Raw genomic sequence first — 24,893 nt, forward strand, 5'->3', positions numbered from 1 at the left:
TACACATTGTATCACACCTAGTTTTTCTGATTTGGCGGCTTTCAAAAACTTAACGAGGATTTAAAATGTGTCAAATTAGTGATGAGTAACTAATTTCGCTGACAGGCAAGGTTAAAGGCTGAGGCGTTTGACTGAACAACGTTAAAACGAGAGCCATAGGCAACCTGAAAAGGTGTCAATCGACTCTCGCTTTTAATTAATCTAATTATGAAGTTAGTAACGATTACATTGCGTCTGGTGCTTTGACCCCCAATAAATTAAGGGATTCTTTGAGAACAATTGAAACGGCCTTGACCAAGGACAAACGAGCCCCTAATTGGTCGTCGTCCACCAAAATCTTTGAATGAGCATAATACTTGTTAAAGGCTTTAGCTAATCGTAACGAATACTTGGCGATTTCTGATGGTTCGAAGTCTTTGCAAGCACTCACAATAACGTCTGGGAATTCTTTTAAAGCCGTCACCGTTTCCCAAGCTGACGGATCGGCGAGGGCTTTATTAGCCCCGTGAAAATCAATGCTGCCGGCTTTTTTGAGGATACTTTCAGCTCGAGCATGAGAATATTGAACATAAGGACCGGTTTCGCCTTCAAATTTGAGTTGATCCTCCAGCACAAAGTCAATATTATTGGTCCGTTCGTTCTTCAAGTCACCAAAGATGATTGCGCCAACCCCAACTTCTTTGGCAACTTCCTCTTTGTTAGGCAAGTCTGGGTTTTTAGCTTCAATCTGCTCTTTAGCTAAATCAATTGCATCGTCTAGGACTTTATCAAGCAAGATGATTCGACCGGAACGAGTAGATAACTTTTTACCATTAACCGTAATTAAACCAAATGGAATATGATGCAAGTTTTCAGCAGAAGGCAAGCCCATTTCCAACAAGACGGCCTTGAGCTGTTGGAAATAATAAGTTTGCTCAGAACCAACAACGTACAAGTTCATAGCTGGCTTATAGGTCCTATCCCGATAGATTGCCGTGGCAATATCCCGGGTGATGTATAAAGTTGCCCCATCACTCTTGAGGATCAAAGCAGGGTTCAAATTATACTTGTCAAGGTTCACGACTTGAGCGCCACGAGATTCAACCAATAGTCCCTTATCTTTTAAAATCTGGATACCTTCATCCATTTTATCATTATAAAAGGCTTCACCGTTGTAGGTATCAAAGGTAACCCCAAGCTTTTCATAAATCTTGTTAAAGGATTCGAGCGAGACTTTTCGGAACCATTTCCAAAGAAAGACTTCTTCTTCATTGCCTTCCTCTAGCTTTTTGAATGTCTCTCGAGCTTCATCATCCAATTCTGGGTGAGCTTTGTCTTCTTGATGGAACTTAACATAGTACTTAACTAAGTTGTTAATGGGATCTTTTTTAACATCTGCTTCATTACCCCACTTTTTGTAAGCAACAATTAGCTTACCAAATTGGGTTCCCCAATCACCTAAATGGTTATCTTTGATTGGGTGGTAGCCATTTTTAACTAAAATTTTAGCAATAGAATTACCGATAACGGTTGAGCGCAAATGCCCCATTGAAATTGGCTTAGCAATATTGGGTGAAGACATATCAATGGGCACGTTACCACCCTTACCATTGTCATTTTGACCATAGGCGGCGCCTTGCTCTAGAACATCTGTCAATACTTCATTGCTAAACTGACCCTTGTCCAAGAAGAAATTAATATAAGCACCCTTTGCTTCAACCTTTTCATAAGAGGTTTGATCAATCTTGGCAACCAATTCGGCCGCGATCTGATTAGGGGCTTTATGGAAAACTTTTGCCAAAGCAAATGCAGGGAATGCTAAATCCCCCATTGCCAAAGTCTTAGGTTGTTCCAATTTTTCATAGACCTCCGCTGAAGACAGTTCATCATTCAGAACGCTCAAAATTGAGTTTGTCACTTGTGCTTTATAATCCATTGCTTTTTCCCTCCGTCTAAAAATATACAAAAAAACTCTTACAAAAAAATTGTAAGAGACGAGTAAACCCGCGGTACCACTCTAATTGATAAAAATATCCGCTCAACTTATTAAGTTATGATTCTAAAAGCACGCTTCGTTGACTGAAAAATTCGGCTCTCACCATCCCGAATTCGCTTGCTATCCAGCAACCAACTACTACTCTTTTATAATGGAATAACTTGGAACTTAGTGGATTAACAGCCGGTTATTAAAACACTTGGCTAATAAAATCAATCCAATAATCCGTGGTTAAGTTCACCACGAAGCGGGTAACGGGAATCGGACCCGCGACGCAAGCTTGGGAAGCTTGAATTTTACCACTAAACTATACCCGCATAACAAAGACAATTATATCACGGCTTTTCGTCTTTGTCATACTCTTTTGAAATTTATAAAGAATGAAAATAAAGATTGCTTTTTGCCGCTAAACTCCTAATACTTAAAGTAAAGAGGTGATCTGAATGTGGATTTTGCTTAACTACGCTTGCTGGGCAATCTTTTTTATCAATTTTATTTGGGGCCTGACCCGGCCAATTAAGAAACGGGTCATCGACTCCATGATGATCTCAAGGCTATTTTATTGGTTAATTATTATCAGCCAAGTTGTCATCGCCCTGCGTTCATTTCACCGCCATCCAGCCATCGTTATCATTGGAGTTTTAGTGACGCTAGGTACCATTGCCCTTAGCGAAAACGCCTATGGCCGCAAACAAGATACGCACTATACGCCGAGATTGCTTTGGCTGCTAATGATTGCGACGCCAATCGCTGTTGTCTTACAAACCCTTGTCAACTATTAATTAGTTGGCGATTTTTTTTGCTTCCGCAGTTGTTGAGCTAACTCAATACAACGATCTGCTAAGACTGCTTGGGCATCAATGACCGGATAGTTGAGGCTGCCAGCCCGTTGTTGAGCCACCGATAATTCCGTACAGCCAAGGACAACGATATCACAGCCAAAGCCATCAACCATTTCTTCGAGAATTTGATGATATAAATCACCATCAACTTTGTTTTTAGCTTTAACATCATCATAAATCAGGGTCATCGTCTGGTCAGCAATCGCTTCAGTTGGTTTAAACAGTTCATAACCAGCGTCGATGATTTCTTTATCATAGATACCATCGTGAAGCGTTCCTTTAGTCGCAATCAAGCCCACTTTGCGTGCATGTGGCACTTCGGTTTTGATTGCTTTGATCGTTTCATGTGGCATATTTAGAATCGGAATATCAGTTAACGCCTGCAACTCATCAAAGAAATAGTGTGCGGTGTTACATGGAATCGCAAAAAATGCTGGCTTTAATTGACTTTGCTGTTTGATATCTGCTGCCAGCGGCGTTAGTGGATTAGGTTTTCGATGATCCAAAATGTAATCCGTTCGATCCGGGACGGTTGAATGATTCACTAAAATATAATTCAGATAATCTTGATCTCGATGAGCCGGGGTTCGCTCATTCAAAATATGAATAAACGTTTCGGTTGCCTCAGTTCCCATTCCACCAATAATTGTAAAAAAGTCATCCATAGCTATCAGTCCTTACTTGGCAACAAAATACCGGTTGAAATTCTTGGCATAATTATGAAACATCCATTTATATAATGCAAATCGCTTAAAGCTCTTGTCTTTGCCATACCAGAATGTATCACCATAACGGCCTTCATTAATCAACTGTAACGCGGCTTTTTTAGCTTCATTATCTTTAGCATATTTTTCAAAAATTTTCGTTGAAACGCCTAACCAAAGAAAATACTTATTTTTATCCTGGTTCGCATAAACGGTGGCTTTATCCCGCAATGAGTCAAAAACATAATCTTGGACAACCCAATCAGCTAGTTTGTAACCATTCAAGGTGACAAAGAAACTACTGCGGCCTGTTCGCAAATTAATTTCAAACAACTTGTATGACTGATCACGCGTATCAAATTTAATATCAAAATTAGCATAACCAGTAAAATTAATTTCTTCCAAAAACTTTTGAACCCGATTATAAATATCCTGATTATACTCGGGAATAATCGCCACATAGTTGCCAATGGCAGCTGGGGATGGGTCTTCAAGTAATGGATGCCCAAGACACATCAGTTTAACTTGGTGGTTGCGATCAACATAAACGTTTAGTGTCCGCATATTACTGTCATCGCCAGGAATAAAGTCTTGAAGAATAAAGTCTGATGTATAGCCATTATCATAGCTTTTGGCCACAACATCTTTAAACTCGGCTTCATCTTTAATAATGAACGCTTTTTTCCGGCCTTCAAAGTGAATATCCAACCACTCCACGCTATTGGCCGGTTTTAAAGCCACTGGGTAGCCAAATGGCTGTTCAATTGGTTGGCCTGATTCATACATCTGCTTAGAAATAATCTTTGTTTTTGGGTATGGCAAGTCATACTTATCACACATCTTATAGAAGTTTTCTTTGTCATTTAACTGTTTAATCAAATCATAGTCAATATACGGACAAACGAAAACATCTTCTAATTCCGCTTTGTGTTTGGCAATTAATTCCGCATAACCATCACCACAGCCAATTAAAATCACAGGTTCGTGATGATCTGCATATCGCTGCTTAATTCGCTTCATTGAGTTAATCCAAGTTGGATCTTCACTAAACCCTGGAATTAATTCCAAGTCAACGATTTTAGTATACCGAGTTGGCGCCAAACTAACCTGGGCAAACGCCTTTACCGGCTTGCCATAAAGCTCATAAAGGCAACGAGCCATCCCATAAACATTAAAATCACTGCCTAATAAAACTGGTGTGAAATCACTAGTCTGATTATCCATTCACTTATAGTCCTTTCACTAAATTAGCAACAATTGCCGCATCCCCTTCGTAGGGAACGTTTTGGCCATCAATCTTTTGAAATGCGTCGTGCCCCTTGCCGGCTACTAAGACAACGTCCCCGGGCGCACTTTGAAACACGGCCTTCGTAATTGCGGCTTTGCGGTCTGCAATGTACACGACTTTGACCTTACGTTGATCAATATGCTCAGCAATTTCAGCTGCGATTGTCTGGGGATCTTCTGTCGCTGGATCATCGGTCGTCAGAAAAGCTTCGTCGGCAAACTCATTAATGGCTTTGCCCAATCCCTCTCGACGATCAACCCCTTTATCACCCGTGCTGCCAGTAACGACCACAGTCTTGCCAGTTGGTTTTTGTGCTTCCAAAAAATTTAAAACCGAATGCAAGCTGCCATAATTATGCGCATAGTCAACGTAAATTGTGCCATGCGCTTTGGTTGGATAGATTTCCATCCGCCCCGGAACGTGCGTGTGAGCCAATCCATAAGCAATATCTTCGCTACTAGCATTCATCAAAGCGCTAGTAATCGCGGCAGTTACGGCATTGCCTTCGTTGTAATCACCAGGAATACTGATTTCATATGTGCCATCAATTGCTAACCGTTTAGCGTGTTCGGTGTTAGCAACCAATTTAATTTTGTTTTCAGCTAACGAATCAGCAACTGATTCATACTGAAAATCGACTGGGATTCCCAACTCAGCAACTTTTGCCTCTCGTCCGTAAATAAAAATGTTTTCAGGTTGAGTCGTCGCTTTAGCTGCATAGTAGATATCGCTGATGTGGGTCCCATCCGCGTTAAGAATACAAATAGTGGAATTTACTAATAACTGCTCTTTACAGTGCAAATAGTCCGCGAACGTTGGGTGCTCATTTCTCCCAATATGATCTGGGGAAATGTTCAGAAAAACCCCGACATTGTAATGAAGACCATAAACCCGATTCTTTTTATATGCTTGAGAAGAAACTTCCATAATCAAGTGAGACATTCCATTATGCACAGCCGCCGCCATATTGGTAAATAAATCCAAAGACTCTGGTGTCGTTAAATTCGACTTAACACTATCAGCTGGATTAAGGCCAACAATTGTATTAATCGTTGAAAACAGTGCGACTCGCCGACGATAAGTCCGGTCTAAAATGGCTTTGGTAAAGTATGCAGAAGTTGTCTTACCCTTTGTTCCTGTAAAAGCAATTGTCGGCAAACTGTTTTGTGGGTAGCCAAAAAATGCCGCAGATAATAGCGACATGGCTTTTTGGATATTGGTGACAATAATTCCTGGCAGCGCAACTTGATCGTATAACTGTTCAGCAACATAGGCGATTGCCCCGCGATTTTGAGCATCCACCAAGTAATCGGCTTTAAAATTTCCCTTGCAAAAGAACAGACATTTACCAGAAACTAATTTAGAATTGTACGCAATTTGCTTGAAACTCAAACGCAAGTTGTTTAATTGACTATTTACTAGCAAATCATGCTCTTTTAAGATGACTAAAATTTCATCAAGCGTCACTTGTGCCAATCCTTGCACCTTCCATTTCCTTCAAAATGCTAAATTTGTGTCCGATGAACCAAACTCACTGTATTTTCCGTTGTATCTTCAGGGAAGTACACTTGATACCATAAGATAAACGTGTAAATGGTAAAAATCTTTTGCATATTGGACTTTCCTTCGGCATGTTCTTTCAATAACTTATCTAATGCTTCCGTATTGAAGAACTTCTTGCCTGTATCTGAATGAAAAGCATGAACAATTCGATCATGATACTTTGGATCATTAATCCAGCTGGCAATTGGGGATGGGAAACCTAATTTTTCCTTTAATGCCGTCTTCTTAGGCATCTCTCGCTCCGCCGATGTTCTAAGCGCAATTTTGGTTTCTTCAGGCGTGATCCGTGTCTTAACCGGCATCGTCTCGGCGAACTTTGCGACTTCCTTATCGACAAATGGTACCCGGACTTCTAATGAATTACACATGCTCATTCGATCAGCCTTGTGTAAAATATCGTAAGGCAACCAAGTGTTGATATCAAAGTATTCCATTTGCGTCATTTCATCTTTGTCAGCAACATCATCAAAAATGTGCTTTGTATAGGCCCCTGAGTCAAGGTTAATTGAAGGGTCCTTTAGTACCTTGTTACGGTCATCATAGTTAAAAACGTAATTAACCCGATAATACCGTTCGCTTAATGGCTGGGCCCCTCGAATCAAGAAGCGGCGACCATGGAATCTTGGCAGCCGTTTGGCTACTGCAGCTAATCCCTTACGAATCGGCTTGGGCACATACTTTTGGTAACGGTCGAACGGAATAGCTTCTAAGTAAGTGTTATACCCGCCAAAGAATTCGTCGGCGCCTTCACCTGATAACGCAACCTTGACGTGCTTAGAGGTTTCTCGTGAAAGGTAATAAAGTTGAATGGCAGCTGGATTTGAAAGTGGCTCATCCATGTAATACATCATTGTTGGCAGAAAATTAAAATAATCATCACCATCCATGTAGATTGGGGTGTTCTTCTGCTGAATTGTTTTAGCAAATTCAGTTGACCAAGCTAATTCACTATATTTTGAATGATGAAAGCCAATTGAAAACGACTGAATTGGTTTTAACTTAGCTGCCTCGTTTAAAACATAGCTGGAATCAATTCCACTTGATAAAAAGCTTCCCACTTCAACGTCGGCAATCATATGAGCCTTAACGGAATCGTCAATTAACTTACCAATTTTATCCGCATCGCCTTCAATTGTTTGACTATTATCAATGTGATCATAGTTAAACTTAAAGTAACGGTGCGTTTCCGTCTTGCCGTCCTTGTGAAGGAAGTATTGACCAGGCAGCAACTTGTAAACGTTTTTGAACATTGTTTCACGAGATGGAATGAATTCAAAACTCAAGTGAATCGGCAGTAACCTCAAGTTTAATTGCTTCTTGAAATTTGGGTGTTCCAAAAAAGCCTTGATTTCTGATCCCCACATGAAGGTATCACCATCATCATAGTAGTAAAGCGGCTTAATTCCAAAGTGATCACGGGCGCCAAAAACCTCGTTCTTCTTTTTATCGTAAATCACAAACGCAAACATCCCACGAAGTTTGTCAAGAAGCGCAGGGCCCCATTCTTCGTAGCCGTAAACCAAGACTTCAGAGTCAACGTCTGTTTTAAATTCATAACCAAGGTCACGCAATTCTGCACGAACTTCTTTGTAATTATAAATCTCGCCATTAAACGTTAGCACTTTGGTTTGGTCGGCGTTATACATGGGTTGCCGACCATGGGCCAAATCAATGATTGAAAGCCGGCGAAATCCCATTGATACGGCATCATCGGCAAAGTAAGCTTCATCATCGGGGCCTCGGTGCTTAATTCTATCCGCCATATCATTAATTGTATTTTCAGGAACATCTTTTTGGTTAACATAACCAACAAATCCGCACATAATTCAATCCCCTTTTGTTAATTCAATCTTCAGCAAAACATAACGCCTATTATTTTATCAGATAACCGTCCAAGCTACCAGTAGTATAATGTTTTCTTAAAAAAGCCTGCCCGAATCAGATAAAAAATAGTCGAATTTCATTTTATCACGACTTTACGGTATACTTTAGTTAAGAGTCAAATGGCATTGAAAGGAGCGGTATCTATGGATGAAATTGTATTTTTCAACCCTGGCGATTCAATTGGTAACTTTCATGATCATAATGAGGCAGTAAAAACTGCTCAGATATATAAAGAAAAACAGGATCAAAATAAGCGGGTTCTTGTTGTCCATGGCGTTAACAATAAGGGCTTTGATATTTTTTTAGCAGACGACATTGTTTCTCATGATAATGAAAAAGGGGCCGTTCAAAAGCCCTATAAAGTATCGGATCGTTTATAATTATTTCATTAATCACAAAAAGGATTGAGAGCAAATTGAGCTTTCAATCCTTTTTGTGATTAAACTAGTTTCTTATATTGACAATCATTGTGTGACCGCTACTCTTTAGCATTAACGACTAATACTTTAGTCGTTGCATTTCTAACAACGTAAGCCGTTGTTGACCCAATAAGCAAACGGTTCAATGCGTCCACACCAGATTTCCCGATAACAATTAAATCAACATCATGCTGATCAGGATAAATATGGGCAATAATATTCTTAGGATTACCAATATCAACAGCGGTCTCATATTCGACGCCTTGTGAATCAACGTACTTCTTGGCATCCGCAATGATCTGATTTGCCACCGTCTTTTGATCATCATACATGTTTGCCGGCAGCCCCGTGCCACCAGCACCATAATAGAAGTTGGTGTTGTTAATAACCGTGATAAGGCTCAATTTCGACCCAAACTGCTTTGCCAGCTTGACCGCTTCTTCGAGCGCCTGTTGAGAATTTTTACTGCCATCAAGGGGTACTAAAATGTGCTCATACATGCTTATCATCCTTTCTACTTGTGAAAGCGCAATCAACATCACTACACTACTATAATGCAACGTTTATTGATAAAAAGCAATCAATAAGTACTATGATATAATAGAATCATAATTACTTATGAAAGCAGGCCAATCACTATGTTGCTAGCATCATTTTCCACTTAGTTACTATGATAACAATGCCGTATAAGAGAATGATTCTTGTTAGTATCCTAACAAGTTTAATCAATTTCGTCACATTTTCTGCCTACCTGCTTTAATATCAACTCGTTAATTAACGCTTTTATCATCAGCGGTATCATCCAAACCATTATTTTGCCTTTCGATAGCAAGGGTAATTTGCTGAACAGCCACAACGCACATTTTTTCAAAAATAATCGGTTCACTTATTTTGAAACAGTAAAGGAGTTCTTATGAATACTAAAGAAGATTACATCCAATCCCTTAACTTAGTTCCCCATCCAGAAGGCGGTTGGTATCGACAAGTTTACCACAGCGATGATACTTTTTTTGCGCCTGAGAGCAACGGTGATCGTTATCGGTACACATCAATTCTATTTTTATTAACCAGCCAAATCCCCTCCCATTTTCATCGCCTCAATCACGACGAACTTTGGTACTTTCATATAGGCAGCCCAGTAACGATTCATTTAATTAGTCCACTCGGCGTGTATTCAACTGTTCAATTAGGAAATCACTTATTAACTGGTGAACAACTGCAATTTCGAGTACCTAAAAACACAATTTTTGCTTCTGAAATCGCCGACCGGGATGCATTTACCGTTGTCAGCTGTATGGTAGCCCCTGGCTTTGATTACCATGACTTTGAGTTACTTTCCAAAAAGCAACTGTTGCACAATTATCCAAATAATGCCGAGGTAATTGAGCGGTTAGCCAGTGATGCAAAGCAATAAACTACGCGGTTGGACGTACTGTTGGGCTTCATTATTGTTGCCTAAAGCCACTGTAAATTGCTTTCTCCAAAAAATATTACTGTAACTCATAACAATTTGGGGTAAAAGTGGCAAATGATTTTAAACTTATTTAATTCTATTTTCACTTATGTAATCAGTTAAAGATAAAAGATATCCTCAATCTCTTGATTTAAGTGAATTGAGGATAAATAAGATGTAATGAGATAAGCTCCCAAAATGCTGCCAAATGCCCGAGCAAGATTCGAATGTTGCCTAGTTAATGGTGCTGGTAACCACCGGTTGACCATTTTTTGACCATCGAAGAAAAAAAGTGCCTTTTTCGGTGATTTTCGTAAATAAACATAGAGGTGAATAGAGGTGAAAAAATGTGGTTTTTGTTCCATTTTTCCACCTCCCCATGTCTTTCTTCCTGTATTACATCTTTCGTTGATTTTTGTAAACCTTTAATGCACAAAAAGCCCACCCCCGAAGGAGTGAGCAAATAAATTATAATTATATATGTATCCCTTCTTGCACCAGAGCAAGAAAGGAGCTTAACCTAATGGCATATACTAACCACCACAGTTAGTACTTAACGAGATAGCCAGTCCCGTCAGCAAGGTGAACCCCTGTGTCAATCTCTATATATGAAGGATAGAATTTTTTGATTAAAACTTCAAGTTAAAAAAACTTTTCCAGCACATAAATGCCTAATGGCACCACAATGCCAACGACAATTACCCCGATTTCCCAGTATAAAATCGTCTTTAAATTGCTGATGTCACCGGCATTAGCTTTAATGTTATCAGCATTGGTTTGCGATAATTGAAGGGCCTTATCAGCTTTATTATCAGCACTATTTAAGTTATCCATCTTGGTTTCGACTCGTGCCAGGCGTTCGTTAATTTCCATGAGCGTCTCAGTAACGTTAATTTCATTTTGTGGCATGCTTATCCCGCCTTTTTAATAAATTTAATGAACGCTTTATTGGTCGTAAAGTAACCTAGCGGGGTCTTAAGCCGGGTAATTTTGCCATACTTGACCGGTGTCCCATAGATCCGACTGCCTTTACGTAAGCGAACATAGCGTTTGGACTTGGCAGCCAAATCATTATACGCATGGATTTGTCCAATACGCACTTCGTATAACCCTGGAGTTTGATAGTAGCTTGGTTTAGCCACCGTCGTGGTGCCTGACAGTGACCCGTCAAAGTCCAAACTAGCATCAACCCCGTGAAAGTTGTCGGTGTACTGCCAGGCATTCGCATTGGCCACGCCCGGGGCATAGTTATTATAAGCGGCTACCCAGATATGTTTGTCAACCAAAGCGGATCGTTTGATCCGGCCCGTATTAAACCACGAGGCACTCCCGTAGGTGATCACATGTTTGTACCCATGAGCAATCAGATACTTTAAGAACACATTGACTTGTGAAGTCGTCGACGTTGGCAGATCGCTAGCTTCAACATCAATTGCCAATACCGTCGAAGTGTCTAAGCCGAAGGCCTTAATCCCCCCCAAGAAATGTTTAGCTTCGGCTAAGCCATAGCCATGAAAGAAATGGTAAACACCGACACTGTTAAATACTTTTAAACCATTAGTGATTTGAGCACTAGCTTTAGGATTCAGATAACGGGTGCCTTCAGTTAACTTAACGATTGCAAACCTCGCCCCTTGCTGCTTCTTCGTTTGCATGAAAGCTAAGGAGCTGGCTTGATAAGATGAAATATCAATTCCACGTGGGTAGGCCATGACTATCCCTCCTTTGCTTGTGCATCATCAGTGGCCGTTTGGACAGGCTTTTCAGAGGTAGACGTTGAAGCAGATGCAGCCACGCTAGTTGCTGGTTCATCAGGATCTGGGAAAATGGTTGTTTTAGGAGCGTGATTGTCATAGCCTAACTTCTTAAACTGCTGATAGGCGGCTTCAACTAATGAAGTGACAATTGTTGGGGTTACCCACGTGAAGCCTAGCTGTTGAGCAAACTGAGTCACTTCTTGGATGGCCGCTTTTTGGCGATCCGATTTGGATAGTCCCACTAACGTGGCCATTCTAATAACCGTCTGCAACGCATATTGCGTTAACTGGTTTAATTGCTTATCTTTAATGTGGGTTTTTAAGTATGGAGCCAATTGCTTGATAACTAAAGCAACCAGTGTCCCTAAAGCGGCTAAGATACCAGTGCTTTCCAACCAATTAAAAACATCGTTAATTTGATTAAACATCATGATTCCTCCTTAATTTTGAGCAAAATAAAAGCACCCACTGACAATCAGCAGATGCTCAACTTGAATCCAAGTAGATTCAAGCGTTATGAGAACTCAATAGACTGGCAGTTTTTCCGCACTGCCAATCATGATCAATTGTAAACCATTTAAACATCGAACAAACAAAAACGCCTGCTGGGGGGAGCAGACGCTGGATATATATTGAGGGGGGCATATCATGAAAAGAATATGCGATCCATATGAATATCTGGGGAGGATATTCGCACTAATTATAGCACAGAACTACCTATCGTTACAGTTCCACCCGTAATAATAACCGGTACATTGGTTTGATTGCCCAAATCAATTTCATTGTTAGTAACTGTTACTGTACCACCAACAACTTGATTACCACTTGTACCACCGGTATACCAAAATTCTTCTGTATAAAAGCTACCAGAAACCGTTTTATTCGGTATAGAAATACTAAGAGTTACAGCGCCATCCATGGTATTGGTTATCATGTAACCTCCTACTACATAACCATAGCTAGGATTTTCTTTTGGGATATAGATACCAATGGTTCCATCCATAGAGCTTGAATTGACCTCAAAAGGAATATAGTCGTAGGCAGAATCCTGTTCATACACCTTCTGAGTACCCTTATAAATTCGGATAACCTCTTTACCATTAAAACTTGCACTCATTTAATTGCCCCCTAGTTCGTATTGCCTTCTAAAATATAATAGTAGGTATTATCATCTTTGGTAGTAATGTTATTGAACTCAGCTTGAGTACCATTCCAAAACTGTGGTACACCATCTTTGGTGATATAGGGATTACCTTGCGAATTTGTTGGATCCTTCTTAAATTGGTACTGACCATTAATAAATTGGGCTGTATTTGTAATAGCATTATTAAGGTCATTGGAGTTCTGATATGAATAGCCATCAGGGCTTGAAGGGGTCATCTCAAACTTTTTAGGCCCATGGATCACCTCTTGCGTGGTATCACCAGTAACACTGTGCACAACTTTACTATCATCAGCCGGCGTGTAAGTCTTCCCGTTGACTGTGATCGTGCCGTCACCGTTGTCCGTTACTTTTTTATTAACGTCATCTAAGGTGGCAATATTCGAAGGAATTCCCTTACCCGTAATGTATGCATCACCATTTTTGTCAATTGGTGCGGTGTCAAACGTTTTAGTACCTGCTATCTCTTCGTCGCCTGTTTTGTGGACAACCTTATTGGCATAGGACTGCAAAGCTGCATCGAGATCTGTTTCAGATACATAGACATCATCAGAATTAGTAAAAGTAACGTTATCTGTATTATTAAGCGCCACTTTGTAAGAATAGGTAACGGCTTGTGGTGTTACCCCATCATACTCGGGTAAGTAGTTAGGCTTGGGTGCAATTGTAACTCCATAAAGAATTTCATTGTCTCCGTCGTCCTTAGCAAAGACCGCATACGTTTTTACATAAACACCGCTAGTTAGTGATTCATTTGTCCCGGTAGCTCGAATACGAGTTTCTCCGGTATTATCATCCAAAGTTACTTCAGGACTATTAACTACAACCTCTTGTGGTGTAATAGCCGTTAATGCTTTTATTTGATCATCACTTAGTTGACTATTATCCATACTTGAAAAAACAATTTTACTGAATGTAATCTTTGCTTGACCGGCATTAATCTTATCAATCAATGCTTTTCCGGCGGTTGTTAAAATACCAACATTTGGTGTAGCCAATTAAACCATCTCCTCTACGGTAATTTGTGGATACGTTTGTGCGTGGACGCCGACAAAGATTTGATTGCTAACAGTTGTGGCATATTGCAGATCTTTTAATAAATATTCCGGTGGCAACATTGATTGAATGGCATTGGTCAGAATCTTTCGCTTAACCTCAGCTTTGTCACCTGAATTAAAATCAAAAGGAATATTGGTAACTTCAATCTCTTCTGGATTGTCCGTTCCATTAATATCAAATACATCTGTACCAATGTCTAACACCGTGGCAATCAATTGCTTGATATCATCAGTGGTAACACCCATATGATTTTTAAGTAGTTGGAGTTTAACTTGAAATCTCAAAAAATCGTCATCATCGTCTAACCGACTAATTCCGTAATCTAGAGCAATCTCTGTTAACGTTTGCCCACTGGCATTATCTAATAAAACTTGATCCGAAATGCTAAGCAAATTGTTCTTATGCATGTTAAGCAAAGCAGCAATGATATTGAGTACATTTTGATTATTGGATTGATCCTCTTGATTCATATAAGCTGGGAACATTGACGTGATCCAATCATGTAAAGAATCGTCAGTCAGATCTTTTTCTGTTTGATACATCTTTATCCCCCTTAGCTGTTATCAATATTAATGGTAATATTGTCGGCACTAGTGACAGCGAGTTGAAAATCACTAACCGAAACATCGGCTTCACTTAAACTGTCACCATTAACCGTAATAATTCCTCCATCCGTAGTTGGAGTTACGTCAACCTCTGGAGTAGTTCCAAGCTTAACCGAAACATCAATAACTCCGGCCGGGGAATATGCTGGCCCATATAATTTGGAATACAAGACTTTGCTGCCCATTGTTAAAGTATCAAAGTAGTTTAAAATGTTCGTTTTAATTTGCTGAGGGCCATTGTCAGTATCGAATACGGTATCATCAATGGTTAAATCAACTTCAACATAAACCGGCACCGTTTCAGCACGATCAAACGAAACTGCTGTTTGACGGCCACCAATATCAGTGGCTGTTCCAATAACTGAACCAATCGTATTAGTCTGTGGTGGCAAAACGTCAAAGAACTTTTGAGAAATATCCGCATCACTACCACCGATAACATATAGATGAACTGACTTCGCCGGATTCCCGTAAGCATCAGTTGTCATCGTATTGTTGTTGACTAGCCGAACATCTGTAACGCCAGTTAAATTCTTGATAGCAGTTTGAATACCATTTACAGTACTATTTTCAGTGCTTTGCCGATTGGCCAATATTCGTTGACGCAAAGCATCATCAGTTTCAGCATCTGTACCACCATTAGCAGCGGCTAAGTTGGTAACCGCATAGAAACCATCAATTGAATTAATTGGATTAACAACCGTGCCGGGCATGACATTGGAATCCGTCCCCGTCTCCATAGCTGCTGCCTGAACAGTTTGCCGTCCAAGCGCATTACCATCGTCATCAACTAAAGGCTGACTGTTGCCACCATCATCCTTGTAAGTAGCTTGTTGCGTAATGGTGACGGCAGCTTGAGTAGCAAAGGTTTGCCCATCAGGAGTAGCAAACTGGGTTCCCTCTGGAATAACCGTTGGTGAATCTGGATCAACATAACCGTCAATCTGCAACTCGACATATGCATAAGTGGCTGCTTTCCGATAGACATTCAGTTCGGCTCCCAAATCATCCAAATTTGCGCCTGAACTCTTTAGAACAAAAAAGGAATTGTAAACACCTTGAGCTAATTGTTCCAAGGAATCATCGACTTCTGATAAAATCCCCGCAAGCATCCCAGGGGTTTGCTCGTCATCCAGATCAATTCCGTCACCAAAATACTTAATAAAGAGCGCATTTATATTATCCCGAAGATCATCCAGTTCAGGCCGATCATACCCACTACTCGTTAGTGGCATTTTCACCATCTCCTTCATCTGAATTAACATCAGTTGTAATTGTCTGACCAGTTGTTAAAGTAACTGTAGCTTCCAAAGCTGTGATTCGCTGCTGATAGTCAACACTGAAATTAGTAATCTCAACTGAATCAAATAAGTCTGGCCACTGATCCTCTAGATAATCGGATAGGATGGCTTGAATTACTCCTTTATCATCGCCACTAGCCAATAACTCGTTATGGTTTAACCCAATATCCTCATTCCAAGGAAGTTCAGCAATATTGATATTAAGCAATGAACTTAGCTTTTGAGAAATTTCATCGTCATCAGTAACCATATTAAAAACACCAGCATTGGGATCAAAGTCCAAATCACGGGTGCTGTCTAATCCAAATGCAATCATGGCTTAATCACCGCCTCGACTACTGGATCCTGCTTACTGTGCATCCGTTTCGTATCAATTTTGTAATTACTTGTGCCGGTCCAATTGTCCATTTCACGGTCACAAAAGCCAACCCACACAACCGAGCCAACTTTGATAGTAAGTTTATCAATCAGATACAAAGATGCCGGCACAACGCACTCAGTTAATGTGGCCCGTTTGTCGCCATCGGATTGAAGTGGCAGTGGCTGCACATCGCAACGATGGTTACTACGATCATAAGAGATAATCCGTCCAACCATGTGACAATCAAGGTTCACACCAATATAGTCCAGTAAATCTCCTTTGAGAAAATTAAGCTGTTTATTTTTGGGATCAATTGCCACTTTACGTTTTTTAGGCATACACAACCACCTCCATTTGGTAAGTGTCCTGATCATGAGTATGATCAACACTCTTCACTTTTTTTAATCCGGTAACATTGTCTGATTTCACATAAACAGCGGAGCCAGCGGCAATTCTGGGATCGTCAAAGCATTCCAGTGTCCAAGTCGGTTCGCCATCGTCATCACTATTATAAGTGGGCTGTTGAGTTAATCCCGTTGTCGTTGTTAAATAGATATGCTCATTATAAGGGTTGGGCTTTGATCCATCATCAATATAAAGCGCACCCTTGCGATAATATACTTTGCTTCCACAGTCTTTCACAATGGACTGAATAGCCGCCAAGGGCTTGGCAGAAAGCGTATAACCTTTTTTATATCGGTGGTTGGTCTTTAAGTGAACGCCAGCAATATCAATTTTGGCATCACGTCGAATGCGATCAATAATTTGGCTGGCTTTGGTTCCCTTTTTAAAGGTAATATTAACTTTCTTTACCTGACGTTTTTTGTAGGATACTTTGGTACCATTACTTTCCTTAACAGTATGCGTAACTAGCTTTGATCCGTTAAACTTGGAATATAATCGTTTTTCCTTAGAATAATCTTTACCTTCCGAAAAAGTAATCTGAGTTTCCTTGTCCATACCGCTAAGTGTTTCTGGAGCAACCTGGGTAATGGTGCCTTCAGTTAATTTTCCGTATAAATCAGTTGGCCCGCTGTACACAACGATATGGTCATTCTGATCAATCTTAGCTAAATGTGACTTTGAAAGATTATAAACGGTAACCGTACAAGTCGCTGGGCTGCCACCATCATCAGAAGGAACATCATAGTTAATCCCGACTCCATCTCTCTCAGCAAGCTTTAGTTGATACCCATTATGGGTAATCACAATAGTTGTCGTATATCCCCAATAATAGCCTTTATTATTAATTGTTTCCGTCATTAATCCTCACCATCCGGAATATCATCAATACATAGTTGAATCGTGTCACCTAGATTCCCGGGATCAAGTTCAGTTTCATTCCCCGATTCGTCTAATGGTGTAATTGTCTCCAACGGCAATCCATCTACATTAATGTTCCGCCAAAGCGGTTGATTAAGAACCAACACTTCACCGCCTCGAATCAGGTTGCCTTCCAAGTCACTAACGTCAACGGTAAAAACTCGATCGGTTTCGTTCCATTGAAATGTAAACAAGTAATTTCCGGAATCCAAATCAATTTCTTGTTCGTAAGGCATATCATCTGGAAGCACCGGAATATAATCATGAACTGGCATTATTGATACCTCACTTTCGCACCAACTGGGATATCCGTTGCAGGCCATTTATTGAGTTTCTCTAATGTTGAAACACTTACCCCGTTTTTTTGTGAGACATACCAATAAGTCATCCCGGATTTCATGGTGATAGTTTTCTTGGTTGTCTTTTTACTCCCACTACTTTTGGTAGTTGAGGATTTGGCCTTTTTCTTGGTCTTCTTTTTAGAAGAAGCAATTTTGGCTTTCATGGAATAAGTGAAGGTAATTGAAAGTTGCATTGAGCTTTTATTGCCTGCCGGATAGCCTGTTTTACCAACTGAAGACAGGTAACAGTGGGCCCACTTAGCAAAGCCCCGGACAACCACTTCAACGCCCTTACGTGCCCATCCCTGAAGAATCTCATAAGCCGTATCACAGTCTTCTAAACTGTTGCCAAATAAATAGTACGTTCCCGACAACTGTTTGGAGGAACGTACACTGTAATTAGTTCGGGTGTCGCCTTTGTCAACGGCATAAACCGGAACATCTTGATCATTAGTTTCACTTGGATCAGCCTCTCCCAATAGGTAAACCCGACTGGTTTTTAAATCAGCACGATAAACAGCGGTTTGACCCCCCATATACGTGTGATCATTTATTCGGCCAGCTTTCTTGGCAGCAGCAATTGTCTTCTTGATCTTAGCGCTGTTAGCTTTTTGCTGCTTCTTAACCTTGGCGGCATTACGAGCAGCTTTTTCTTTAGCATAAGCACTGTACTTCTTACTGTCTTTAGACTTCTTGGCCATTAAATCGCTAATCTTTTTCTTCTCAGTTTTAATGTTGGCTTCTGCTTTAGTCTTAGCAGTCATTTCTTTGTTATATCCGGCACTGGAAGCAATCTTCTTCATCGTTGTAGCTACTGCCGCTTTTTGCTTCTTTAAATCTTTAATCTTGGATTCGATTGATTTCTTTTTCGAAGAACTCTTAGTTTTGGCTAAGGCTTTCTCCTGATCCTCAATTTGACTTTCCAGAGCATCATAAGCTTGGCTTTGGGTTTGGTAGCCATTAGCCTTATTTAAGTAATCGCTAGCTGTTTCGATTTTGTCCTTAGCAGTATCGATTGCCTTTTTGGCTGCATCGATTTTGTCAGCATCACCGGATACCACTTTTTTCCAAGTCTCTGTATCTTTAGCAATTGTCTGATCACTTTTGCCTTTTAAATTAAGTTTCTTTAGTTTGGTTGTCATACCGTTATGCCCCCATCATCATTAAAGCCAAGTTGTTGATGAAATTTGGCAATCTTTTCATCATTCGCTTTATTAAGCACTTCATAAAGCTTGTTGAGCGTACTATCGCTCATATCTTCGCCACCTTGGATAGTGACATTAGTGCGGGCATCGATGGTCGCAGTTTTCTTGCCATTAATAATTTTTTCAGAAGCCTCATGTGGAATCATCAGGCCGCCCGTATCAGGTTTGAATAGCTCCCAGCCGTCTTCATTGACTTTAGCCAGTTGATTCTTTTGAATTCTGCCGCCTTTGGCATATCCTTCAGGGCCTGAAACACGGGCAAAGGCTGATGCACCTTTACCATAGATGTGCTTCATGTAATTAATGCCAGCTAATAAATCATCATAACCATTAAAAATATTTCCATGTCCTTTAAATTTATATGCATTAAAGGTAGGCCCAATAGTTTGGACAAGCCCTTCAGACGGATGGCCAGCCTTCGCGTTAGAATCCCAATGGTTAACAGCTTTAGGATTACCATTAGACTCACGTTGGATAACTCTCATCCAAGCTGCCACTTGCGAAGCAGAAGCACTAAAACCGTTAGCTTTCAAAGCTTTAATGACATACGGCTTCCAACGAGAAACCGAATCTCCCGCCGGATTACCATACGATCCACCAGCATTGTCGCCAAACATGCTGGCTAACTTGTCCATAAATTTGAAAAAGCCACCGCCAACTTGTTTTTTAATCAGTGATTGCATTCCACTTCCAGCGGACTTTTTCTCATTCTTTCCTTTTCCATCTCCATCTGTTAAACCTGGAACTCTGAACAAGCCTCTAAAGCCACTCATAAATCCTTTAATTGGGGCAAACTTAATTCCATCACTTGGATTTTCGGCATTGTACATCCGACCATTTCCAGATGTAGAAGTTACTACACCAACATGCCCATTCCAAAATGCCAAATCACCTGGTTTGCCAGAGCCCCACGAAATATGGTGAGAGGCTGCTTGCTCAGGCCCGGTAGTTGATCCAGGAAGAGTAATACCAATATGTTTCAAAGCTTCATAAACCAATCCAGAACAGTCATAGTAATTAGGGCCTAAACGTTTACCTGCTACCTCTGAATAACCAGAAGCTGCTTTGCCTAACTTGATGGCTTCACGAACAAAATCTCCGCGTGAACCTGATCCATAACCGGCACTGCCATCTAGATCAACCATTCCCCAAAGAGATTTCCACCAATCAGAAGCTTGTGACTTCATTTTGTTGTAGAAACCACCAGCAAAGTCCGACAGCACTTCACCACTGCCTTTGGGTTTGGTTAACATCCCAGTTAGGTACTTAATTGGATGTCCAATAATCTTTTTGACTGTCTTGAATACTTTTTCAGTAGCCTTTAAAACGCCGCCAGCAACGTTACCAATAGCTCCGATCCCTTTTTCAACGCCACCGACAACCGATGATCCAACACTCTTGGCACCGTTCCAAATGCTGCTTAACAATCCGGTCCCTTTAGCAAAATGCTGAATGCCATTCAGTGACAATGCAAACTTAGTTTCAGAAGCGTTCAACACTTCGGCGCCTGGTTCAAGCAATCGTTTAACGTTAGTTCCTTTGATCAATTCACTCATTCCGTTAGGATGAATCAACATTTCACGGTTGCCAGTTTCAGGTGAGTCATGACCATCATTTAGCATAGCTAAAGTTGGCCGAGTAATCTCTTGACGTTGGTTGCTAAGCATTCCCGTACCAGAAGCAAAATGGACATAGCCAATCTTACCAATGGCGTTGCTCTTGCCACCAAACATGTGGATAACCGAATCAATACCACCAATTCCAGAATTCAGAACTTTAATCACATCATTAATTCCGTTCTGAACATGCTTGACAATCCCTTTCCATAAGTCGCCAAACCAGTCAGAAATACCATTCCAAAATGACTTCCAGCCTTTACCAATATCATGCCAAGCATTGCTAAATAGTTTAATTGTGTCGTTTAATCTGCCGCCGGTTAGATCATTAATCCAGTCAAGACCAGACTTAAAGATATTCTTTAATAATTTCCAAAGTGATTCTCCTACCCTAGAAATATCTTTTCGTAAGTTTTTCCAATTTCCAGTTAGTATATCTATCCAAGTATTCGTCACCCGTTCAATGACTTTAAAACCTGTTTTAAATATTCTTTGAGCGTCTTTCCAAAGGTTCCCAAACTGTTTAGTAACGTCTTTTGCTAATTTTCGAGCTTCTTTTACAATACCGTTTACAAACGTTCGGAATTTTTTATCATGTTTGTACAACTTTGTAAGAATAGCTATAACTCCAACAATTGCAGTTATCCAAATAGCCCAAGGTGCCGCTTTAATAGCAGCATCCATTATTCGAGTGGCTCCTGTAAATTCAAGTATTCTTTTTCTTAAATTAAACATTCCCAAAGTCATTTCTAATAGCTTTTTCCCTGCAAACGCCGCTACCATTGCTGATCCAATTCCTCTGATTGCATTCTTCTGCTCAGCAACATTTTTTATACCATTAGCAATTCCCCGTATACCTTTGGATGCTTTACCACTATTGCCGCCAATTGAACGAATGATTGCTGAAATAGGCTTCCATGCACCAACTGCAAGATTCTTCCCAATGCTAAATACTGATTTAGCAATCTCCGTTAACGGTTTGCGGTTTTTAACAAGAAATTTAATCGCGTCTCCAAGATAATTCCCTACTTTAGCACCCAAGGCCTTGGCAATCCCTTGTAGTTGTTTCTTTACGTCTCCTAAACCGCCCTTCTTTCCATCAACGGATTCAAGCGCTTTAGCAACACCTTCAGTCAAAGGAGCCGCAAACGCTGATTTAACATTCTGCCAAGTACCCACAATACTTGCTAACTGTCCTTTAGTTGTCTTACCAAACGCCGCCCATTCTTTACTACTCATTTTAGCGGCGGTAGTCATATATTGTTGTAACTTAGCGCCAGTAATCTTGCTATTCTTTAATTGATCATTGAATGCCTTGGTGGTCATACCACTCGCAGAAATAATTGCTTTTTGGAATGCAGGAAGTTGTCCAATTGAACGCTGAAAGAATCCAGCAGACACATTTTTAGACCCGCCAAGTTTAGCTACGCCCATTGCGATTTGTTGTATTTGTTGACCTGATTTACCGGCTGCTGATCCAAACGCCGAAATTTCATTAGTGAACTTCTTTGCTTGAGAGTCGCTATTAGTTAACGCATAAAATTTCTTTTGCATAGCATCAATCGCGGTTCCAGCGATGTTAGATTGTCCTCGAATAACTCCGATTTCATCAGTCATACCTTTTGCCTGTTTTTTAGACAAACCGATATTTTCCCATTGTGCACGAATTTGTTCACCGCCTTCGGCCAACTCATAACCAGATTTAACGACACCCTCAATTCCAGAAGCCATAGTCTGTAGCCCATTTGATACTGCCGTCCCAACGAAACTACCAAAAATAATATCGTGTAGTCGTTTCATTCTTTGATGAGCTTTATCAACATGATTAGAGTAGTTCTTAATGGCATCTGATCCCTTGTTGGTTGATTTGGTTATATTATCAGTAGATTGATTAATTTCAGTTAAAACGTGCTTAGGCATTCGCTGCATTTCATCGGACGCTGCTTTAACTGAATCTTTCATTCTTCTCATTTCAGAATTTTGCTGATGAATAGCATCTGTTGTTCGAGTAGTAGCTTTGTTAAAGTATCCCATACCTTCAATAGTGCCTTTAATGGAGTCTTGTATTTGATTAAACTCTCGACTGCTCTTACCGCCAAAGCCACTAAATGAGTTTCGGAATTGCTCCGTCACATGGTCAAAATCTTTAAATGCCGCTTTAAGGTCATCAACCATTGAGCTAGCTTTACGGAGATCTTCCAGCCCATTCATATTCAGATCAACACCAATACCGGCATGTTTAAGTTCCTTAGATTCAGCCATTATTCTTACCTCCTTTCTAATTAATCTGTTTATGTTGAACCCCTTAGTGGGATAATGAAAATAATTCCATTAAGGGTGGTGATAAAAATGGCTTTTGTAAATCCGGATTCGTTTGCTAACGCAGTTCTTGCTTCAAGAAAGGATAAAGTTTCTCTGGAAGATGCTTTAGAATTCTACGAGCAAGCTGTCAAAATTGCTCAAGTGCATAACGCAAAAGAACCAAAGGGCAATTCTGAGGATGCTGACTTATCATTTGAAGAGCAAGATCAGCTATTGCGCGATAAGGGAATTATCGATTAGTCATTGTGGAAAGGAGTGGGGCCTAATTCTGCTCCTTTTTGCTCTCAAAAAGAGTTTGGGCACTGTAATTATTGTCTAGGAGCTTGATACTATTCATGATATTTCTATCTAGAACACTGTTTTCGTTTCCGTATACGTTTATCAGAATCAGTAACCTAAGCAGTCGATTAGTCCGTTTAAGTTCCATAATCACATCATCCTTGGCACTCATTCCCTCACCTCCTTTCAGCTACAATGTCTATCGTCGAGTTCTCTAATGCATACTCCCACGAAGCTCGTTCAAAATCCTTGTTGGCTGACTTTGGATTCTAACCAGAGCATCGTGCAACATATTCTTGGTAATGACGTTCATACTCTTGTCTGGAAACGGGACCACCTTTGAACGTTAATCCAGTAAAAATAGATTTATATTTGTGGTTTTGGGAATCCTTACTTTCCGGAATCACATTTTTGTTATGCATCATTCTCTGCCTCCTTACATTCTTGCCTCACGGTTTAACGATAGCATTACCAAAAAGAAGCTTACAAAGTCGCAGTTTAGTCAAAAGATTAAACGTGGTGGCTCCATTCATTTTCCCTTCTTTTTCCCAAACAAATCATTTGCAAATTTAATCAGTGCTTCATAGACACCACTTGCAACAATTTCTCTTTGTTGTTCTGCAATCTTTTGCGCCTTGGAATTTGCCAAAATGAATTCATCTTGTGTCATCTTTTTAAGCTCTGTTTCAGGAATCCCCAGCATCCAAGATGTATTAAGATAACTGATGTTTTGTTGAATCTCTTTGGCTACTTTCTGATGATCAATTTGTCCGAATTCATTAGCATACTTGGATCTACTTCGGTCGTACCGTTCCCGCAACGAATCGAAATGATTTCATCAGAATAGCCAAAACACCATTTCGATTTAAAATATCACCCAGATAATTGGTAGCCTCACTCATTGCCGTGCCACCTAAGCCATAGCCGTGACCGGCTGGATCCCAATACTTCATTTTGACAATTTGAGGCGTTTTTTCATCAGTCCGCAGGACCTCATGATTAAGTGACTCTAAGGTGTCATGCATATTCAAAGCTCCAGATGGCCGCTCACCACTCATAAACAGCTGTAATGCTGTTCGATATCTTGGAAAGACCAGGTTAATTTTGACATCTTCACCGCGATTGTTTTTCTTAATAATTGTCTTTTTGTTCAGTTTTTCTGGTAAGTCATTGTTAAGCTGACCATAGTTAAGACGTGGATTTACCAAAACATTCGTCATGATCAGGTCGAACGCTGACCCATAGTCGGATGTATCATCGCCAACATTGATAAGGTCCATAATCTGTGTAGCAATCCCGATTCCAGGATCCTGTAAAGTGATCGTTTTAGTATGCTTTTTATTGTTATCGTCAGTCCATTCAACAGTTTCATGAAATTCATTACCCATTAAGGCTTTAAGCTTTGTTTCATCATTTTCGGACATTTTAATTTCT

28 protein-coding genes and 1 tRNA gene are annotated in these 24,893 nt (G+C 40.3%); 4 read left to right on the forward strand and 25 right to left on the reverse strand.

Annotated features, from left to right (window positions below):
* Positions 1-223: 223 nt before the first annotated feature.
* Together argS and YK48G_RS01835 are read right to left on the reverse strand one after the other, a co-directional pair.
* Positions 224-1,915 (reverse strand): arginine--tRNA ligase, encoded by a 1,692-nt coding sequence (gene argS / locus YK48G_RS01830; RefSeq protein ID WP_203628992.1) that lies wholly within the window; start codon positions 1,913-1,915, stop codon positions 224-226.
* 306 nt (positions 1,916-2,221) lie between these two features.
* Positions 2,222-2,292, reverse strand: a tRNA-Gly gene (locus YK48G_RS01835).
* Positions 2,293-2,418: 126 nt separating this feature from the next.
* Between YK48G_RS01835 and YK48G_RS01840 the strand changes: the two genes are divergently transcribed.
* Positions 2,419-2,757, forward strand: coding sequence for a YisL family protein (locus tag YK48G_RS01840; RefSeq protein ID WP_203628993.1), 339 nt, complete (start codon positions 2,419-2,421; stop codon positions 2,755-2,757).
* Here YK48G_RS01840 and YK48G_RS01845 read toward each other — a convergent pair.
* From YK48G_RS01845 to asnB, 4 genes are read right to left on the reverse strand one after another with little or no spacing between them, the layout of a single operon-like run.
* A complete protein-coding gene (locus YK48G_RS01845; RefSeq protein ID WP_203628994.1) occupies positions 2,754-3,482 on the reverse strand; it encodes an aspartate/glutamate racemase family protein in 729 nt (242 codons plus the stop codon). The two genes, YK48G_RS01840 and YK48G_RS01845, sit on opposite strands and share 4 nt — an antisense overlap.
* A 12-nt stretch (positions 3,483-3,494) precedes the next feature.
* Entirely contained in the window at positions 3,495-4,745 is a 1,251-nt protein-coding gene (locus YK48G_RS01850; protein WP_203628995.1) for a carboxylate--amine ligase, read from the reverse strand.
* A gap of 4 nt (positions 4,746-4,749) precedes the next feature.
* Positions 4,750-6,285: a UDP-N-acetylmuramoyl-L-alanyl-D-glutamate--2,6-diaminopimelate ligase gene (locus tag YK48G_RS01855; RefSeq protein WP_203628996.1), complete on the reverse strand. Its 1,536-nt coding sequence runs from the start codon at positions 6,283-6,285 to the stop codon at positions 4,750-4,752.
* 29 nt (positions 6,286-6,314) lie between these two features.
* On the reverse strand, positions 6,315-8,195 hold the full coding sequence (gene asnB / locus YK48G_RS01860; RefSeq protein ID WP_203628997.1) for an asparagine synthase (glutamine-hydrolyzing): 1,881 nt from the start codon (positions 8,193-8,195) through the stop codon (positions 6,315-6,317).
* A 204-nt stretch (positions 8,196-8,399) separates the two neighbouring features.
* On the opposite strand from asnB, the gene YK48G_RS01865 reads away from it, so the two are divergent.
* A complete protein-coding gene (locus tag YK48G_RS01865) occupies positions 8,400-8,636 on the forward strand; it encodes a hypothetical protein (protein WP_203628998.1) in 237 nt (78 codons plus the stop codon).
* Between the two features lie 98 nt (positions 8,637-8,734).
* Here the strand turns inward: YK48G_RS01865 and YK48G_RS01870 are convergent, their stop codons facing one another.
* Positions 8,735-9,175 (reverse strand): universal stress protein, encoded by a 441-nt coding sequence (locus tag YK48G_RS01870; protein ID WP_203628999.1) that lies wholly within the window; start codon positions 9,173-9,175, stop codon positions 8,735-8,737.
* A 413-nt stretch (positions 9,176-9,588) separates the two neighbouring features.
* On the opposite strand from YK48G_RS01870, the gene YK48G_RS01875 reads away from it, so the two are divergent.
* The gene (locus YK48G_RS01875; protein ID WP_203629000.1) at positions 9,589-10,089 is read left to right on the forward strand and encodes a cupin domain-containing protein; all 501 of its coding nucleotides are present in this window, start codon (positions 9,589-9,591) and stop codon (positions 10,087-10,089) included.
* A gap of 158 nt (positions 10,090-10,247) precedes the next feature.
* Here the strand turns inward: YK48G_RS01875 and YK48G_RS01880 are convergent, their stop codons facing one another.
* From YK48G_RS01880 to YK48G_RS01945, 14 genes are all read right to left on the reverse strand, one after another.
* A complete protein-coding gene (locus YK48G_RS01880; RefSeq protein WP_203629001.1) occupies positions 10,248-10,493 on the reverse strand; it encodes a hypothetical protein in 246 nt (81 codons plus the stop codon).
* A gap of 277 nt (positions 10,494-10,770) precedes the next feature.
* On the reverse strand, positions 10,771-11,037 hold the full coding sequence (locus YK48G_RS01885) for a hemolysin XhlA family protein (RefSeq protein ID WP_203629002.1): 267 nt from the start codon (positions 11,035-11,037) through the stop codon (positions 10,771-10,773).
* A gap of 2 nt (positions 11,038-11,039) precedes the next feature.
* Positions 11,040-11,840 (reverse strand): GH25 family lysozyme, encoded by an 801-nt coding sequence (locus YK48G_RS01890; RefSeq protein ID WP_203629003.1) that lies wholly within the window; start codon positions 11,838-11,840, stop codon positions 11,040-11,042.
* A gap of 2 nt (positions 11,841-11,842) precedes the next feature.
* Positions 11,843-12,316, reverse strand: a complete 474-nt coding sequence (locus YK48G_RS01895; RefSeq protein WP_203629004.1) for a phage holin, LLH family — start codon at positions 12,314-12,316, stop codon at positions 11,843-11,845.
* A gap of 269 nt (positions 12,317-12,585) precedes the next feature.
* A complete protein-coding gene (locus YK48G_RS01900; protein WP_203629005.1) occupies positions 12,586-13,002 on the reverse strand; it encodes a hypothetical protein in 417 nt (138 codons plus the stop codon).
* Positions 13,003-13,013: 11 nt separating this feature from the next.
* Positions 13,014-14,045, reverse strand: a complete 1,032-nt coding sequence (locus YK48G_RS01905; protein ID WP_203629006.1) for a phage upper tail fiber protein — start codon at positions 14,043-14,045, stop codon at positions 13,014-13,016.
* Positions 14,046-14,648 carry a hypothetical protein gene (locus YK48G_RS01910; protein WP_203629007.1) on the reverse strand — a complete coding sequence of 201 codons (603 nt, stop codon included), beginning with the start codon at positions 14,646-14,648 and terminating at the stop codon, positions 14,046-14,048.
* Positions 14,649-14,659: 11 nt separating this feature from the next.
* Positions 14,660-15,946 carry a baseplate J/gp47 family protein gene (locus tag YK48G_RS01915; RefSeq protein WP_203629008.1) on the reverse strand — a complete coding sequence of 429 codons (1,287 nt, stop codon included), beginning with the start codon at positions 15,944-15,946 and terminating at the stop codon, positions 14,660-14,662.
* Complete coding sequence (locus tag YK48G_RS01920) at positions 15,930-16,328, reverse strand: hypothetical protein (RefSeq protein WP_203629009.1); 399 nt, start codon at positions 16,326-16,328, stop codon at positions 15,930-15,932. The genes YK48G_RS01915 and YK48G_RS01920 overlap by 17 nt, the downstream gene beginning before the upstream one ends.
* A complete protein-coding gene (locus YK48G_RS01925) occupies positions 16,325-16,711 on the reverse strand; it encodes a hypothetical protein (protein ID WP_203629010.1) in 387 nt (128 codons plus the stop codon). The genes YK48G_RS01920 and YK48G_RS01925 overlap by 4 nt, the downstream gene beginning before the upstream one ends.
* Positions 16,704-17,636: a hypothetical protein gene (locus tag YK48G_RS01930; protein WP_203629011.1), complete on the reverse strand. Its 933-nt coding sequence runs from the start codon at positions 17,634-17,636 to the stop codon at positions 16,704-16,706. The genes YK48G_RS01925 and YK48G_RS01930 overlap by 8 nt, the downstream gene beginning before the upstream one ends.
* Complete coding sequence (locus YK48G_RS01935) at positions 17,636-17,971, reverse strand: phage baseplate plug family protein (protein WP_203629012.1); 336 nt, start codon at positions 17,969-17,971, stop codon at positions 17,636-17,638. The genes YK48G_RS01930 and YK48G_RS01935 overlap by 1 nt, the downstream gene beginning before the upstream one ends.
* Complete coding sequence (locus YK48G_RS01940) at positions 17,971-19,179, reverse strand: hypothetical protein (RefSeq protein ID WP_203629013.1); 1,209 nt, start codon at positions 19,177-19,179, stop codon at positions 17,971-17,973. Before YK48G_RS01940 ends, YK48G_RS01935 begins: the two co-directional genes overlap by 1 nt.
* Positions 19,176-23,120, reverse strand: coding sequence for an NlpC/P60 family protein (locus tag YK48G_RS01945; RefSeq protein ID WP_203629014.1), 3,945 nt, complete (start codon positions 23,118-23,120; stop codon positions 19,176-19,178). Before YK48G_RS01945 ends, YK48G_RS01940 begins: the two co-directional genes overlap by 4 nt.
* A gap of 87 nt (positions 23,121-23,207) precedes the next feature.
* Here YK48G_RS01945 and YK48G_RS01950 point away from each other — a divergent pair, with 87 nt between their 5' ends.
* On the forward strand, positions 23,208-23,420 hold the full coding sequence (locus YK48G_RS01950) for a hypothetical protein (protein WP_203629015.1): 213 nt from the start codon (positions 23,208-23,210) through the stop codon (positions 23,418-23,420).
* Between the two features lie 22 nt (positions 23,421-23,442).
* On the opposite strand, the gene YK48G_RS01955 is transcribed toward YK48G_RS01950, so the two are convergent.
* The 4 genes from YK48G_RS01955 to YK48G_RS01970 form a co-directional block, all read right to left on the reverse strand.
* Complete coding sequence (locus tag YK48G_RS01955) at positions 23,443-23,631, reverse strand: hypothetical protein (RefSeq protein WP_203629016.1); 189 nt, start codon at positions 23,629-23,631, stop codon at positions 23,443-23,445.
* Between the two features lie 97 nt (positions 23,632-23,728).
* Positions 23,729-23,884 (reverse strand): hypothetical protein, encoded by a 156-nt coding sequence (locus YK48G_RS01960; protein WP_203629017.1) that lies wholly within the window; start codon positions 23,882-23,884, stop codon positions 23,729-23,731.
* A gap of 104 nt (positions 23,885-23,988) precedes the next feature.
* Positions 23,989-24,129, reverse strand: a complete 141-nt coding sequence (locus YK48G_RS01965) for a hypothetical protein (RefSeq protein WP_203629018.1) — start codon at positions 24,127-24,129, stop codon at positions 23,989-23,991.
* 124 nt (positions 24,130-24,253) lie between these two features.
* Positions 24,254-24,883 carry a hypothetical protein gene (locus tag YK48G_RS01970; RefSeq protein WP_203629019.1) on the reverse strand — a complete coding sequence of 210 codons (630 nt, stop codon included), beginning with the start codon at positions 24,881-24,883 and terminating at the stop codon, positions 24,254-24,256.
* Positions 24,884-24,893: the final 10 nt, after the last annotated feature.

The organism is Lentilactobacillus fungorum (assembly GCF_016860605.1).
Classification (GTDB): Bacteria; Bacillota; Bacilli; order Lactobacillales; family Lactobacillaceae; genus Lentilactobacillus; species Lentilactobacillus fungorum.